9 protein-coding genes are annotated in these 15,331 nt (G+C 72.8%); 2 read left to right on the top strand and 7 right to left on the bottom strand.

The window, feature by feature from the left end; all coding sequences use genetic code 11:
• The 6 genes from BM064_RS18705 to BM064_RS18680 all read right to left on the bottom strand — a co-directional run bounded on the left by BM064_RS18705 (position 1) and on the right by BM064_RS18680 (position 8,356).
• Positions 1 to 1,671: a ShlB/FhaC/HecB family hemolysin secretion/activation protein gene (locus BM064_RS18705; RefSeq protein ID WP_092862126.1), complete on the bottom strand. Its 1,671-nt coding sequence runs from the start codon at positions 1,669 to 1,671 to the stop codon at positions 1 to 3.
• Positions 1,672 to 2,015: 344 nt separating this feature from the next.
• A complete protein-coding gene (locus tag BM064_RS18700) occupies positions 2,016 to 2,375 on the bottom strand; it encodes a hypothetical protein (RefSeq protein ID WP_092862124.1) in 360 nt (119 codons plus the stop codon).
• Positions 2,376 to 2,570: 195 nt separating this feature from the next.
• Complete coding sequence (locus BM064_RS18695) at positions 2,571 to 4,607, bottom strand: adenylate/guanylate cyclase domain-containing protein (RefSeq protein WP_177236323.1); 2,037 nt, start codon at positions 4,605 to 4,607, stop codon at positions 2,571 to 2,573.
• A 92-nt stretch (positions 4,608 to 4,699) separates the two neighbouring features.
• The gene (locus BM064_RS18690) at positions 4,700 to 6,040 is read right to left on the bottom strand and encodes a glutamate--tRNA ligase (RefSeq protein WP_092862120.1); all 1,341 of its coding nucleotides are present in this window, start codon (positions 6,038 to 6,040) and stop codon (positions 4,700 to 4,702) included.
• Positions 6,037 to 6,711, bottom strand: coding sequence for a hypothetical protein (locus BM064_RS18685; protein WP_092862118.1), 675 nt, complete (start codon positions 6,709 to 6,711; stop codon positions 6,037 to 6,039). The genes BM064_RS18690 and BM064_RS18685 overlap by 4 nt, the downstream gene beginning before the upstream one ends.
• Complete coding sequence (locus tag BM064_RS18680; RefSeq protein WP_092862116.1) at positions 6,698 to 8,356, bottom strand: NAD+ synthase; 1,659 nt, start codon at positions 8,354 to 8,356, stop codon at positions 6,698 to 6,700. The genes BM064_RS18685 and BM064_RS18680 overlap by 14 nt, the downstream gene beginning before the upstream one ends.
• 489 nt (positions 8,357 to 8,845) lie before the next feature.
• On the opposite strand from BM064_RS18680, the gene BM064_RS18675 reads away from it, so the two are divergent.
• Entirely contained in the window at positions 8,846 to 10,375 is a 1,530-nt protein-coding gene (locus BM064_RS18675; RefSeq protein ID WP_092862114.1) for an MORN repeat-containing protein, read from the top strand.
• A 439-nt stretch (positions 10,376 to 10,814) separates the two neighbouring features.
• Here the strand turns inward: BM064_RS18675 and BM064_RS18670 are convergent, their stop codons facing one another.
• Positions 10,815 to 13,388, bottom strand: a complete 2,574-nt coding sequence (locus tag BM064_RS18670; protein ID WP_092862112.1) for a nitrate- and nitrite sensing domain-containing protein — start codon at positions 13,386 to 13,388, stop codon at positions 10,815 to 10,817.
• Positions 13,389 to 13,753: 365 nt separating this feature from the next.
• Here BM064_RS18670 and BM064_RS18665 point away from each other — a divergent pair, with 365 nt between their 5' ends.
• On the top strand, positions 13,754 to 15,331 hold the full coding sequence (locus tag BM064_RS18665; protein WP_092862110.1) for a 2-isopropylmalate synthase: 1,578 nt from the start codon (positions 13,754 to 13,756) through the stop codon (positions 15,329 to 15,331).

Raw genomic sequence — 15,331 nt, 5'->3', positions numbered from 1 at the left:
TCAGAACTCCTTCACCGCGCTGAACAGCAGCCGCCACGCGCGGCTCTGGTCGTAGGCGAGGGGAACGTTGATCGGCTTCGCGGCCTCGAGATTGACCGAGAGCCGCCCGGGGAAGGTCGCGCGCAGGCCGAAGCCGGCCGAGAGCAGCTCGGCATGGTTCGGCGCGCCGCCGTCGAGGTTGCGCACCTCCGCCCAGTCCATGAAGCCGTAGACCTCGAAAGGCGCGCGCAGGGCGTCGAAGACCAGCTCGTCGGCGTAGCGAAGCTCCGCCGCGCCCCCCAGCCCCACGTCGCCGGAATATTCGGACGGATGATAGGCGCGCCCCAGCTCGGGCCCGCCGATGGACATCTCCTCGGAGGCCAGCAGCGCCCGGTCCGCGGTCTGGAACCAGGCCTTGCCCCACAGCGAGAACCCCTCGCCCAGCACCTGCGTGCGCGCGAGCTCGCCCCGCACCGAGGTGAACACCCCGTCGCCGTCGTCGCGGCTGAGGTCGAGGTCCCCCGCCCGGCTGGTCCCCAGGATCGGCAGGCCCTGGCGCAGCTCGACCCGCGCCTCGGTGAAGCCGCCCTCGTCGCGCATCACCGTCTCGTAGCCCAGGAACAGCACGTTGAGCCGGTCGTCGGTGACCAGCGGACCCACCCCCGGCAGGCCCGGGATCGGGTTGACCACCGGCGAGGGGGTCAGCGAGTTCACCTGCACCGCCTCGTAGCCGCCGAAGAGGTCGAGGCTGACCGCGCGGGTGCGCAGCAGCGGATAGCGCAGGCCCAGCTCGATCTCGGTCTGGTCGGAGGCGATGTCGAAGCCGCGCACGATGTCGCCCGGCGCGCTCTCGGAATAGAGCGCGCGGAAATGCCCGCTGAGGCCCGAGCCGCCGAGAAACCGCTGGTGCTCGAACTGCAGCGTCCAGCGCTCGTCCCAGCTCGGGCCCAGCAGGTCCTCGTAGTCGGCGGAGTTGAACCAGCTCAGCGTCGAGGTGTCGCCCGCCGCCGACCAGGAGTTGAACGAGCCCACCAGCCCCACCAGCCCCGGCCCCAGGATCGGCGACTGGCGGTTGTCGGCGAAGGCGGTGACCGAGAAGGCCTCGCGCTCCATGTTGATGTAGAGCTCGATGGCCCCGCGCTCGTCGGCGCCGATCTTGGGCACGGCGGCGGCGCGGGTGATGCCGGGGATGTCGTTGAGCTGGAGGAGCACGCGCTCCAGCTGCTCCAGCGTGGGATTCTGCAGGCCCTGCAGCGGGGCGGCGAACTGTTCGGCCAGCGCGCGGACCGGGCCGATGGGCAGGTCGGGCGCCTCGATGGCGACCTTGGTGATGACCGCCTCGACCACCTCCAGCCGGGCGCGCCCGCCGTCGATGCGCTGGGCGGGGACCACCACGCGGGTGAACAGGTAGCCGTCCTGCCGGTAGCGGGACTGGATCCGCGCGGCGATGGCGAAAAGCTCGGCGAGGTCGATCTCGGTCCCCAGCTGCGCCTGGTAGTCGGCGGCGAGCTCGGCTTCGTCGTACACGGTCGCCCCGGCCAGGGTCATGCCGGTCAGGGTGAAGCGGATCTCGCGCGCGTTGGCCGGCGGGGTCTGGGAGGTGAACTGGACGTCGGCCGCGGGGCCCAGGGCGCCGGGCTCGGGCCGGGCGCGGTCCACCGTCTCGCGCAGGGTCTGGGAGGGGTTGGGCAAACGGACCGCGGGGGCCGCCGGCACGCTCTGCGCGGCCGCGAGCTCAGCCGACAGGACAAGCAGCGTCGTTGCGGCTGTCGCCGCCCACGCAAGTCGCTCCCCCCGCCGCGACGTTACGGCCCTCTCCAAGTCGATCCTCGCTGCGATCTGATCCGCCCCGGATTCACCGTTAACATTGCGTAAGGTATTCGGTCAAACGAATGCACGCTCCGCGGTGGGGCGGCGCGGGCCTTAACCCAACGTTCATAAAAGATTTTTCGACGGATGGATCGCCGTGCCGCGGCGCGGCGGCGGGCGAGCGCCGGCGCCCTGCCCGGCCGCGGCGCGGCCGGGCGAGCCCCGGTCTATTCCTGGTCCCAGGAGGGCGCGCGGATGGCGCCGACCACGTGGCTGGAGTCGTTGCGCTCCGCCGTCAGACGCTCGAGCGCGCCGGGGGCGTCGGCCCCCGCCTCGCCCAGCGCGCCCGAATAGGGCCCGTCGACCGAGCGGGTGGACCCGTCGGCCGCGATCATCACCAGCTTCTCCCCGCCCGAAAGCGAGACTTTCTGCGACGCCGGGATCACCGAGCCGGGAACGATGGCGGAGACGTTGCTCTCCAGGATCACGAAGTCTGAGGCCGCCGCGGGCGCCGCGGTCAAGGTGGCCAGGGACAGCGCGGCGCCGAACAGGACCGCGCCGGACAGACGGGCGACAGGCCGTTTCATGCCGAAAACTCCCATTTGAAAGGTCTTGCGACCCTCTTGCCTGCAAACGCGGCGAAAATGTGGACGCCGAGACCTTCGGACCCGCCCGACGCAGAGGCGTCCATCCCCCGCCACTGGAACGAAGATCGTATCCAACGAGGGATGACGCAAGGGCACGATATCGCATTTCCGCCCGAATTTCGAGCGGCGCGCACCTCAGGCGATGCGGTCGTCGTCGCGCCCAGCGCGCAGCCGCGCAAGGTGCAGGGCGGTCAGCGGATCGCCCTGCCCCGGCGCGCCCTCGGCGGCCAGCGCCTCGAAGGCGGCGCGCGCCGCCACGGGGTCCCCGGCGATCAGGGCGAGGGCGCGGCCATAAGCCTCGCGCAGCGCCTCGCCCGCGGCGGGATCGTGATTCCACACCTGCACCGGCTCGGCCTTGCCCTTCAGCATCACCCGCCCCACCGGGCGCAGCGGGGGGACGGGCTTGTCGGCCACGGCGAATCCCTCCGCCGCCGCCCGCGCGGCCTCCGACACGGTGACCCGCGTGCCCAGGGTCTTGTTGATGCTCTCCAGCCGGGCGGCGGTGTTCATGGCGTCGCCCATGGCGGTGTAGTCGAAGCGCTTGCGCCCGCCGAAGTTGCCGACCGAGGCCGCGCCCGAATGCACGCCGATGCGGGTCACCCCCATGCCGTGGTGGGCGTGCGCCTCGCGGAAGCGCTCGGCGAAGGCGTCCATCTCCACCGCGCAGCGCAGCGCGTTCAGCGCGTGGTCGCGCTCGGGCGTCAGGGCGCCGAACAGCGCCACCACCGCGTCCCCGATGAACTTGTCGATCGAGCCGCCATGCGCCCCGATGATGTCGGACATGCCGTCGAAATACTCGTTCAGCAGGGCCGCCAGCACCTCCGGCTCCAGCTTCTCGGACATGTCGGTGAAGCCGGCGACGTCGGTGAAGATGAAGGAGATCTCGCGCCGCTCCCCCCCCAGCCGCAGGGAGGAGCGGTCGCGGGCCAGCCGGTCGACCATCGCCGGCTCCAGGTAGTGGGAGAACGCCTGCCGGATGAAGGCCTTCTCCTGTACCGAGAAGAACGCCTCCGCCGCGCCCCCCAGCCCGAAGCTGAGCGCCAGCGCCGCGAGGCCGGGGCCGATGGGCAGGTAGGGCCCGCTCCACAGCCCCGCCAGCGTCAGCGCCAGGCCGAGGTAGCCCGCCGCCGCCCCCAGCACCGCCAGCCCCCGCCAGTGCAGCCCGATGGAGGAGATCCCGATCAGCGCCCCCAGCAGCGCCATCGCGCCCGTGACCGCCATGCCGCTGCGCTGGTCGACGCTCCAGTTGCGCACCACCCGCCCGTCCAGAAGCTGGCTCAGCACATGTGCGTGGACCAGCACGCCGGCGTAGCCCTTGAACTCGGTCAGGCCGGGATCGACCAGCAGCGAGGTCGCGTGCCGGTCGGTCTGCGGCAGGTCCGCGCCGATGAACACGAACCGCCCCCCGAACCAGGCGGGGAACATCGCGCGCGGCAGCGCGGGGTTCAGCAGGACGTGGCTCTGGATCTTCTGGAAGGCCTCGGCGTGGTCCACCGTCTCGCGCCGCCAGTCGACGATGCCGCGCTTCTGGAATTCGCCCTCGACGCCCGCCGACTCCAGCATCGCCGCCGACATCCCCAGGATCTCGCCGGTCATGTAGTTGTCGAAGCGGCGCACCACCCCGTCGGGATCGTAGTCGAGCACGGCCGAGCCCGGGATCGCCCCCGCCTGCGCCCGGAATGCGTTCATATATTCCATCTGCCGCGGCAGCATCCCCGCCCGCTCGTCGGCATAGGCCAGCACCACCTTGCCCGGGAAGTTGCGGATCGCCTCGATCAGCCGCGCGTCCTTGGCCGGCTCCGTCGGCTGGTCGATCAGGATGTCGAGCGCGAAGCCCTTCACCCCCGCCGCCCCCAGCAGGTCGATCACCTCGGCCAGGTGCGCCCGGTCCACCGGCGAGCGGTAGGGGAACAGCGCCAGCGTCTCCTCGGTGATGGTGATGACCGAGATGCGCGGGTCCTGCTTCTCGGTGAAGGGCGAGAACAGCACGCGCAGGCGGTCGTTGAGGCCGGACTCCAGGCTCTTGAACACCTGCACGTTGGCGAAGCCCAGCACGCAGACCACGGCGACGACGAGGGCGATGCCCAGCCCCGCCAGCCGGCGCGGCGCAAGGAGCGCGCGCAGCCCTCCGCCCGATGCCGCTGCGGCGGCGTCCCCGCTGGTCGCGCTCACCCGTCCCGATCCTCCCCCCGGACGCCTGACACGCCCGCGGAAATTGGGTCGCACGGGGCCTGCGCCCCGTCAACCTTGGCGACGCAGCGGGATCAATCGGCGGGAATGTCGGCCGGTTGCGGCGCGGGCGCGGACATCAGCGCCATCAGCGGGCCCATCTCCGGCCCCCGGTCGCGCCCGGTCAGCGCCCGGCGCAGCGGCAGGAACAGGGCCCGGCCCTTGCGGCCGGTCTCGGCCTTCAGCGCCCCGGTCCATTCGCCCCAGGTCGCCTCGCTCCACGGCCGCGGCGGCAGGACGGCGAGCGCCCGGGCCACGAACTCCCGGTCCTCGGGCGCCACCACCGGCGTCGCGCCGCGGTCGAGGATCGCCCGCCACTCGTCGATCTCGTCGAAGCGGGTCAGGTTGGCGTGGACCGCGGCCCAGATCGCCTCCGCCCGCGGCCCCTCGAGGCCCCGCGCGGCGAGGCGCGGGGCGGCCTGCGCGAAGCTCATCGCGTGCAGGATCTTCTCGGTCAGCGGCCCGAGGTCGGCCGGGTCCAGCCGCGTCGGCGCGGTCCCGAAGCGGGCGACGTCGAAGCCTTCGGCGATCTCCTCGGGCGAGCGCCGGGGCTCCACCGGGTCGGCCGAGCCCAGCCGCGCGATCAGCGACAGCAGCGCCATCGGCTCGTAGCCCTCGGCCCGCAGGGCGCCCAGCGACAGCGCCTCGGCGCGCTTGGAGAAGGCGTCTCCCTCCGGCCCGGTCAGCAGCGAGTGGTGGGCGAAGCGCGGCGCCCCGGCCCCCAGCGCGCGCATGATCTGCACCTGGGCCGCGGTGTTGGTCACATGGTCCGCCCCGCGCACCACGTCCGTGATCCCCATCTCCGCATCGTCCACGGAACTCGCGAAGGTGTAGAGCACCTGCCCGTCCTCGCGGATCAGCACCGGGTCGGAGACCGAGGCCGCGTCGATCGAGACCGGCCCCAGGATCCCGTCCCTCCACTCCACCCGCTCCTGGTCGAGCTTGAAGCGCCAGTGCGGGGGGCGCTCGGCGGCCAGCGCCGCCTTCTGGTCCTCGCTCAGCGCCAGCGCCGCACGGTCGTAGACCGGCGGCAGCCCGCGGGAGAGCTGCACGCGCCGCTTCAGGGCCAGGTCGTCCGGCGTCTCCCAGCAGGGATAGAGCCGCCCGTCGGCCTTCAGCCGCTCCGCCGCCGCGGCGTAGGCGGCGAGGCGGTCCGACTGGCGCACCTCCGCGTCCCGGGTCAGGCCCAGCCAGTCGAGATCCTCGCGGATCGCCTCGACGAAGCGCTCCTGCGACCGGGCCGCGTCGGTGTCGTCGATGCGCAGCACGAAGCGCCCGCCCGCCCGGCGCGCGATGGCCCAGTTGAACAGGGCCGCGCGCAGGTTGCCCAGATGCAGGCGCCCCGTCGGCGAGGGGGCGAAGCGCGTCAGCGTCATTTCTTGCCTTCCAGCTCCGGCCGGTGGAGCTGGAAGCCCAGCAGCATCTGCTCGCACCCGCCCACGACCATCTGCTTGCGAAAGCAGCGCGCCGGCAGGCCCGAGATCGCGTTCATCGCTTTCTGGAACTGGAAAAGCGCAACGCGGCGCGGGGGCTGCACGCCTTTCTTCAGGCTGTATCCGAAGCCCGGCGAGAAGAAGGACGACACCAGCCGGTAGTTGCGCACCTCGGCCCAGGGGATGAAGCCGAACTGGCGGTCCTCGATCCCCTCGGGCGTCAGGCGCAGGATCGGCGTGGTCTTCGCGCCCTCGCGGAACAGGATCAGGCCCATCACCGCGAACATCAGCCCGCCGACCCCCGCGATCAGGGGCGAGGGCGGCTGCGCCGGCGCCTCGGGCACGGCCGCCTCGCCCTCGGGGGCGGGGGCGGGGGGGCCCTCGACGGCCGGCAGCTCGGCGATCGCGGGCTGCGCGGTTTCCAGCGACGCAGGGCGCGCGCCCTCGAAGGCGGCGCCGACGGCGATCCACAGGAACCAGGCCGCCACCAGCAGCGACAGCAGGCTCATGGTCTTGATCTTGAACGTGTTCTGGTGGAACTCGATCACGCGGGGGATCTCGGGCGCGGCCTCGGGGGCCGCGGGCTCGGTCTCGATGGGATCAGTCACGGTCACGCCAGCTCATCGCAATGGGGTAGCGGCGGTCGAGCCAGAAGGCCTTCGGGCCCAGCTTGGGGCCCGGCGCCGACTGGAACCGCTTGTATTCGGCGAGATACAGCAGGTGCTCGACCCGCTCGACCACCGCCCGCTCGTGGCCCTTCGCCACCAGGTCGGAGACCGAGAGGTCGCCCTCCACCAGCCCTTCGAGGATGTCGTCGAGCACCTCGTAGGGCGGCAGGCTGTCCTCGTCCTTCTGGTCCTCGCGCAGCTCGGCGCTGGGGGGCTTGTCGATCACCCGCGGCGGGATCACCACGCCGGCGGGGCCCTTCATCCAGTCGCGATGCTCGGCGTTGCGCCAGCGGCAGGCCGCGAAGACCCGCATCTTGTAGAGGTCCTTGATCGGGTTCCAGCCGCCGTTCATGTCGCCGTAGAGCGTGGCGTAGCCCACCGCGACCTCGGACTTGTTGCCGGTGGTCAGCAGCAGCTCGCCGAACTTGTTCGACAGGGCCATCAGGATCAGGCCGCGCAGGCGGGACTGGAGGTTCTCCTCGGTCACGTCCGCGGCCATGCCGTCGAAAAGGGGCGCGAGCGTCTGCGTCATCGTCTCGACCCCCGGCGCGATCGGCACGGTGTCGAGCCGGGTCCCCAGCGCCTTCGCCACCCCCGCCGCATCCTCGAGGCTGTGCCCGGAGGTGTAGCGCGAGGGCAGCATCACGCAGCGCACGTTCTCGGGCCCCACGGCGTCGGCGGCGATGGCCGCGACCAGCGCGCTGTCGACGCCGCCCGAAAGGCCCAGCACGACCTTCCTGAACCCGGTCTTGGCGAGGTAGTCGCGGGTCCCCACCACCATCGCCTTGTAGTCGAGCTCGGCCGTGTCGGGCACCGGCGCCAGCGGGCCGGGGGCGCAGCGCCAGCCCTCGTTCCCGCGCTCGAAATCGAGGTGCACGATCCGCTCCTCGAAGAACGGCAGCTGGGCGGCCAGCCCCCCGTGCACGTTCAGCGCGAAGGAGCCGCCGTCGAAGACCTGGTCGTCCTGCCCGCCGGTGCGGTTGAGGTAGACCAGCGGCAGCCCGGTCTCGACCACGCGGGCCACCATCAGGTTGACGCGCATGTCGTGCTTGCCCCGCTCGTAGGGGGAGCCGTTGGGCACGAACAGGATCTCGGCCCCGGATTCGGCCGCGGTCTCGGCCACGTCGGGGAACCAGGCGTCCTCGCAGATCGGGATGCCCAGGCGCGCAGGCCCGATCTGGATCGGGCCGGAGGGGTCGGCGGAGTGGTAAAGCCGCTTCTCGTCGAAGACCCCGTAATTGGGCAGATGGTGCTTGGAGACGCGGGCGCGGATCTCGCCGCCCTGCAGGATCCAGTAGGCGTTCTCCGGCCGCTCCAGCCCCGCGAAGGGCGCGCCGAGGGCCAGCGCGGGGCCGTCCTTCGTGGCCTCGGCCAGCTTCTCCAGCCGCGCCGCGCAGGCCTTCACGAAGGCGGGCTTCAGGACCAGGTCCTGGGGCTGGTAGCCGGCGAGGAACATCTCGGGCAGCGCCACCAGGTCGGCGCCGGCGGCCTTGCCCTCCTCCCACGCGGCGAGCGCCCTGGCGGCATTGCCGTCGAGGTCGCCCACGCGGGGGTCGAGCTGGGCGAGCGTCAGGCGGAAGGCGTCGGGCATCTCGGTCTCCGGCGGGTCCGGCGCGGACGGAGGGTCGGTTTCAGGCCCGGCAGTTACAGGCGCCCCGGCAGGCGAGGCAAGCCCGCGCGGCGACGCGGGCCTCCGCCGGCTCCGGTTGCGCCGCGCCGCGGGGACCACGGGCCGCGCTCTCCCCTGCGCGCCCCGCCCCTGTCGGATCCGTCCCGCGCGGGCGTCGCGCCGGCGCGCTATCCAGGGGATAGCGCCCTGCCCCGGGCCCGGCCGCCCGCTATCTTCCGGATAGCGCGGTCACCGGCCCGCAGGCGAGGGCAAGCGACGCAGGGACATGGCGGAACGTCGTCCGCGCCTCTGCGCCGCGGCCGGTTGCATGGGGCCGGAGCGCCGCCTACTGTCCCCGGCAGCGAACCGCGGCGCCCGCTCTGGGGACGCTCCGCGGCGCCAGGACCGCAGGGCGCGAGGGCGCGCCGAGGCGGCGGATATCCGGGCACGCAGCACGAGGACGGGAGCAGCATGGGCCGAGGTTGGGTCTGGGCGATGGCCGGCGCCGGCGCGCTGGCGGCGGCGACGGCGGCGGCGCCGCAGTCGAACGTCGAAACCAAGCGCTACGACACCGGCGAGGTCTACGAGGGCCAGTTCAAGGAGGGCCGCCAGCACGGCTCGGGCACCCTCGTGCGCCCCGACGGCTTCCGCTACACCGGCGAATTCGTGGACGGCTGGATCCAGGGCCAGGGCGTCGCCGAATACCCCAACGGCTCGGTCTACGAGGGCCATTTCGTCGGCGGCAAGCCCCAGGGCAAGGGCCGCATCCGCTACTCCGACGGCGGCTCCTACGAGGGCGACTGGGTCGAGGGCAAGATCGAGGGCCAGGGCGTCGCGCGCTACGCCGACGGCGTGGTCTACGAGGGCGCCTTCGCCGACAACCAGCCCTCGGGCCAGGGCGTGCTGACCCGCCCCGACGGCTACCGCTACGAGGGCGCCTTCGTCGCGGGCGCGCCCGAGGGCGAGGCCACGGTGCGCTACCCCGACGGCTCGCTCTACACCGGCGGCATGCAGGGCGGTCTGCGCCACGGCGAGGGCCGCATCGAGCTCGCCGACGGCTTCGTCTACGAGGGCGCGTTCGTCGAGGGCCGCATCGAGGGGACCGGGACCGCCCGCCAGCCCAACGGCGACCTCTACGAAGGGGCCTTCGTCGACGGCAAGCGCCAGGGCGAGGGCAAGGTCGTCTACGCCAACGGCGACGTCTACGAGGGCGGCTTCTCCGAAGACCTGCGCCACGGCGCGGGCCGCTTCGTGGGCGCGGACGGCTTCCGCTACGAGGGCGAGTGGGTCGAGGGCCGGATCGAGGGCCAGGGCAAGGCCACCTATGCCGACGGGACGGTGCATGAGGGCGCCTTCGTCGCCGGCGCGCCCGAGGGGCCGGGCACGGTGCGCTACGCCGACGGCTCGACCTTCGCCGGCTCCTGGTCGGGCGGGCGCATCCAGGGCGAGGGCACGGCGGTCTACGCCAACGGCGCGCGCTACGAGGGCGGCTTCTCGGACGGCAAGTACGACGGCGCCGGCCGGCTCGAGTATCCCGACGGCTACGTCTACGACGGCGACTGGACCGCGGGGGTGCAGAACGGCGAGGGCACGACGACCTTCCCCGACGGCTCGGTCTATTCGGGCGGCTTCGTCGACGGACTGCGCGACGGCGTGGGCCGCATCGAGATGCCCGACGGCTTCATCTACGAGGGCGGCTGGAAGGAAGGCGAGATCCACGGCGAGGGCGTGGCCACCTACAAGGGCGGCGACGTCTACCGCGGCCGTTTCGAGAACGGCCAGCGCAACGGCCCCGGACGGATGGAATACGCCGACGGTGCGGTCTTCGAAGGCTGGTGGGTCAACGGCCGCCCGGGCGCCGAGCCGGGCGTCGAGCCCGAGCCGGCCCCCCAGACCGACGCCGGCGACGCGCCCGCCGAGGCCCCGCCCGCCGAAACGCCCCCCGCCGGCGCAGCCGCCTCCACCGACGCGACCCCGCCCTCGAGCGGCAGCGGCGGCTGACGGTCGCCGCGGACGCGCTGGCCCCGGGCTCGGCGTCCCCGGGCCGATCGCCCCCCGGCTCGCCGTCCCCGGGCTGACCGGCCCCGCGCTGACCGTGCTCGGGCGATCCGACGTCCGGAGGCCCCGGGCGACAGACGCGTCGGCCTCTCGCGGCGCAGGCCCGCAAGCGCAGCGGGCTCGGGACGCGCCGATTTTCAGGCGCAGGCGCGATCCGGCGATTGCGACCGCCCGGTCGATGTCGACGGAGACCGCCGGCCCCTTCCGTGCATCCGCCGAGCCGGAAAGCGGCGGAGCGTCGCCGGATCTCCGGCGCGCCCTCCCCGCCAGGCGCCGAAGCGCCCGGCGCCGGGCTGGTCCAATCCTGGCGATCCTCGGCGCGCCGCCTCAGACCCCTCGCCCTCTCCGATCCCGCTGGGTTCCCGCCCGCACCCCCGCCGGATCAGGCGGCGCGGGAGGCGGAGGCGGGGCGGGCCGCGTCGCGGGTGCGGAACATCGCGGTCAGGCGGTCCAGTTCTTCGGACTCGCGGGCCAGGTCTCGGGCGGAACGGGCGGAGCTGTCCGCCAGGGCGGCGTTGCGCTGGGTGTTCTCGTCCATCTGGGTCACCGCCTGGTTGATCTCCTCGACGCCCGAGGCCTGCTCGCGGCTGGCGGCGTCGATGCGGCCCACGCGCTCGGAGATGCGGCGCAGGGATTCGGCCATCTCCGAGAGGGCCGAGCCGGTCCGCTCCACCAGCCCCACCCCGGCGGTCACCCGCTCGGAGCTCTCGTGGATCAGGCCGCGGATGTCGTCGGCGGCCTCGCGGGAGCGTCGGGCGAGCGCGCCGACCTCGGAGGCGACCACCGCGAAGCCCTTGCCCGCGTCGCCGGCCCGCGCCGCCTCCACGGCCGCATTCAGGGCCAGGAGGTTGGTCTGCGTGGCGATCGAGGCGATCACGTCCACGATCTCCCCCATCCGACGCGAGCTCTCGGAGAGGCGGCCCATCGCCTCGACCGCCTCGTCGACCACCACGCGGCCCCCGTCGGCGCGCCCGTCGGCCTCCGCCGCCTCGGCCCGCGCCTCGGAGGCGGCGTCGGCGTTGGCCTTCACCGAGCCGGTCATCTCCTCCATCAGCGCCGCGGTCTGCTCGAGGGCGGCGGCCTGGCTTTCGGCCCGCTCGGCCAGCGCGCCGGCGCCCGAGGCGATCTCGTCCGAGGCCCCGCGCACCCGCCCGCCCGCCGACTTGATCTCGGAGACCAGCGAGCCCAGCCGCTCGGTCGTCTCGTTGACGCCGGAGGCGAGCTGGCCCAGCACGCCGGCGTAGCGCCCCTCCACCCGGCGGGTCAGGTCGCCCTCGGCCAGCGCGCGCACCGCCTGGTCGACGTCGGCCGAGAAGGCCGCGACGATCCCGCAGACCTGGTTCATGCCCAGGCCCACGTCGCGCAGGAAGGCGATCTCGGTGTCGGTGTCGATGCGCCGGGAGAAGTCCCCCTCCACCGCCGCCGCAATCACGTCGCGAAGCTGCGTCTCCAGCCGGCGGCTGTCGGTGACGTCGTCCCAGGTGATCACGTAGCCCAGCCGGCGCCCGTTCTCGATGATCGGCGAGGTGGAGACGTCGAACATCCGCGCGTCGAAGGAGATGGTGGAGATGTGGCGCTCTTTCAGGCCGTCGAGCATCTGGCGGATCCGGGCCTTGCCCTGGTGGAAGATGTCGATGTTCTTGCCCGCCAGGTCGTCGATGTCCGAGCCCATCGACTTGAAGTAGCCCCGCGACGGCTCGATCATCTTCGAGAAGGCGGGGTTGGCGTAGGTGATGTAGAAGCGGTCGTTGCACACCACCAGCGGCGCGGCCGAGACCTCCAGCGCCGCGGTGATGCGGTTCATGCGGTCGGCCGCGAACTGGGTCTGCTGGGCGGTGCGCGCCAGCACGCCGACCTCGTCCCTGCGGTGCAGGACGCCGTCGGGAAGGGACACGTCCTTGCCGAGGTTCAGCGACTCGAACACCCGCGAGATGGCGCGGATCGGAGAGATCACGCCGCGCGCCGAGAACCAGGCCACCAGCCCCGCGGAGAGCATCGTGACCAGCAGCGCCCCGAACGTGACCGCCAGCCGGGTCCCGGCCTCGGCGGCCGCGGCGGCGGCCTGCGCCTGAAGCGCGACGGCGATCTCGTCCTCGAGCGCCTTGAGCTGCGCGATGCGCGCGGACGAGGCGTCGAACCACTCCGGCCCGGTCACCCCGGCGATGAAGCCCAGGCGCACGCCGTCGGCGGCGACCGCGCGCAGTCGCGCGACCTCGGCGCTTTCGGGCGAGCCGCGGAAGGCGGCGATCTCGCGGCGCATCGCCTCTCCGGCGGCGGCCTCGGCCGAGTCGAGATAGACCTCCTGGCTGATGGCGAGGTCGCGGAACGCGTCGAAGACCGCCGGCTCGAACCGGCCGGCGCCGAAGCCGTTGGCGCCCATCGCCCGCTCCTGCCCCGCGCGTTCCTTCGCCTCGATCAGCGAGGCGTAGACGCCCATCAGCCGCTCGCTGCCCGGAAAGTCGATCACCCCGCGCAGCGTCGCCTCGACGTCGATCAGGCTGCGGATCGAGCCCGTGTACCATTTCGCCATGTCCGGGAGCGGCAGGCCCAGCGCGTCGACCGCCCGCCGGGTCTGCGCCAGGCTCTCGAGCCGCGCGGCGGCGGTCTGCGCGGCGGCCGCGACCCGCGCCGCCCCGTCCGCCTCGAGGTAGCTCGCCAGCGTCTCCCCGAAGGCGCGCGCGGCGCCGTCCGTGTCGGCGCGCGCCGCGGTCAGCCGCCCCTCGAACCCGCCGCCGCCCTGCGCCCCGATGAACCCCGCGGAGATCCCCCGCTCGACCTGCAGCGCGTGCACCACGTCGGAGGCGGCGCGCGCCATGGCGACCCCATGGCTCGCCTGGTCCGCGGTCGCCCGACGCTCCCACGCGCCGGAGACGACCACCGCGGCGAAGGCCGCCAGGAACAGCAGGGGCACGCCGACCGCGAGGGCGAAGCGATGGACGATGGTGAAGGTCGGCATGTCGGGCTCCGGCGGCTCCAGATCTCAGGTCGGCGGACAATCCCGCGATATCCTTTCCAGAGCCTCAACGCGCCGCCCGCGATTCGCGCTTTTCTTCGCCGGGAAGACGCGTGTATAAGCCCGGCCATGGTCCGCGACGCCCATATCGCCCCCGACTTCGCCCGAGCGCCCTTCGCGCCCGGCGCCTCGGCGCGCGTCCTCGGCGGCCTCGCCCTCCTTCTCCTTACGCGCCCCTGAGCGTGCCGGGATCTGCGGCGCGCGCGCTCAGGGGACGTTCGCCATGCGCCGCGCAGACCCTCCGGAGCCCCGGCCGATCCTGACCCCGGCCGCTCCGCCCAAGGCACAAGCGCAAAAGGATCGCTGACATGACCGCCCCCGCCTCCGTTTCCGGCCCCGCCGCCGACCGCGTGCAGATCTTCGACACCACCCTGCGCGACGGCGAGCAGTCGCCCGGCGCGACCATGACCCTGGACGAGAAGCTGTCGGTCGCCCGCCTGCTCGACGAGATGGGCGTCGACATCATCGAGGCCGGCTTCCCGATCGCCTCCGAGGGCGATTTCGAGGCCGTCTCGGCGATCTCCGGCGTGGTCCGCAACGCCACGGTCTGCGGCCTGGCCCGCACCGGCGCCGCCGACATCGAGCGCGCCGCCAAGGCCGTCGAGAAGGCGCACAAGAACCGCATCCACACCTTCATCGCCACCTCCCCGATCCACATGGCGCGCAAGCTGCAGCTGGAGCCCGAGGCGGTGCTGGAGAAGATCCACTTCGCCGTCACCCACGCCCGCAAGTTCGTGGACGAGGTGCAGTGGTCGCCCGAGGACGCCACCCGCTCCGAGCACGACTTCCTGGTCAAGGCGGTGCAGACCGCGGTCGACGCCGGCGCGCGCGTGATCAACATCCCCGACACCGTCGGCTACACCGCCCCGGAGGAGAGCGCCGCCCTGATCCGCCTGCTGCGCGAGCGGGTGACGGGCATCGAGGACGTGATCTTCTCGACCCATTGCCACAACGACCTGGGCATGGCGGTCGCCAACAGCCTGGCCGCCGTCTCCGCCGGCGCGCGCCAGGTGGAGTGCACGATCAACGGCCTGGGCGAGCGGGCGGGCAACGCGGCGCTCGAGGAGATCGTGATGGCGATGCGCGTGCGCCACGACATCCTGCCCTGGACCAACGGCGTCGACACCACCCGGATCATGCAGGCCAGCCGTCTGGTCAGCCAGATCACCGGCTTCCCGGTGCAGTACAACAAGGCCGTGGTCGGCAAGAACGCCTTCGCCCACGAGAGCGGCATCCACCAGGACGGGATGCTGAAGGACACCACCACCTACGAGATCATGCGTCCCGAGATGGTGGGCCTGACCGAGTCCAACCTGGTGATGGGCAAGCACTCCGGCCGCGCCGCCTTCCGCGCCAAGCTGAAGGACCTGGGGCACACGGTGGGCGACAACCAGCTCAACGACGTGTTCGTGCGCTTCAAGGCGCTGGCCGACACCAAGAAGGAAGTCTACGACGAAGACATCCTGGCGCTGATGGCCGAGACCGGCGCCGACGGCGCCCCCCAGCGCTTCGAGGTCAAGGAGCTGGCGGTGACCTGCGGCACCACCCGCTCGCCGAAGGCCGAGCTGACCCTGATCGTGGACGGCGTCGAGAAGTCCGCGACCGAGACCGGCGACGGCCCCGTCGACTGCTGCTTCAAGGCGATCCGCACGATCGTGCCGCACGAGGCGAAGCTGCAGCTGTTCCAGATCCACGCGGTGACGGAAGGGACCGACGCGCAGGCCACCTGCTCGGTCCGGCTGGAGGAGGACGGGCGCATCGCCACCGGCCGCGCCTCGGACACCGACACGATCCTGTCGGCGACCCGCGCCTACGTCCACGCCCTGAACCGCCTGCAGGTGCGCCGCGAGAAGTCGGTCGCCCCCCAGGAGGCGAAGGCCGGCTGA

The organism is Albimonas pacifica (assembly GCF_900113695.1).
GTDB classification, from domain to species: Bacteria; Pseudomonadota; Alphaproteobacteria; order Rhodobacterales; family Rhodobacteraceae; genus Albimonas; species Albimonas pacifica.
This window is presented reverse-complemented; position numbering and strand designations above follow the sequence as displayed.

Coding starts and splice junctions, on each gene's coding strand:
- BM064_RS18690 (WP_092862120.1), bottom strand. CDS start 6,040: ATGACGCTGACGCGCTTCGCCCCCTCGCCGACGGGGCGCCTGCATCTG.
- BM064_RS18680 (WP_092862116.1), bottom strand. CDS start 8,356: ATGCCCGACGCCTTCCGCCTGACGCTCGCCCAGCTCGACCCCCGCGTG.
- BM064_RS18665 (WP_092862110.1), top strand. CDS start 13,754: ATGACCGCCCCCGCCTCCGTTTCCGGCCCCGCCGCCGACCGCGTGCAG.
- BM064_RS18700 (WP_092862124.1), bottom strand. CDS start 2,375: ATGAAACGGCCTGTCGCCCGTCTGTCCGGCGCGGTCCTGTTCGGCGCC.
- BM064_RS18670 (WP_092862112.1), bottom strand. CDS start 13,388: ATGCCGACCTTCACCATCGTCCATCGCTTCGCCCTCGCGGTCGGCGTG.
- BM064_RS18675 (WP_092862114.1), top strand. CDS start 8,846: ATGGGCCGAGGTTGGGTCTGGGCGATGGCCGGCGCCGGCGCGCTGGCG.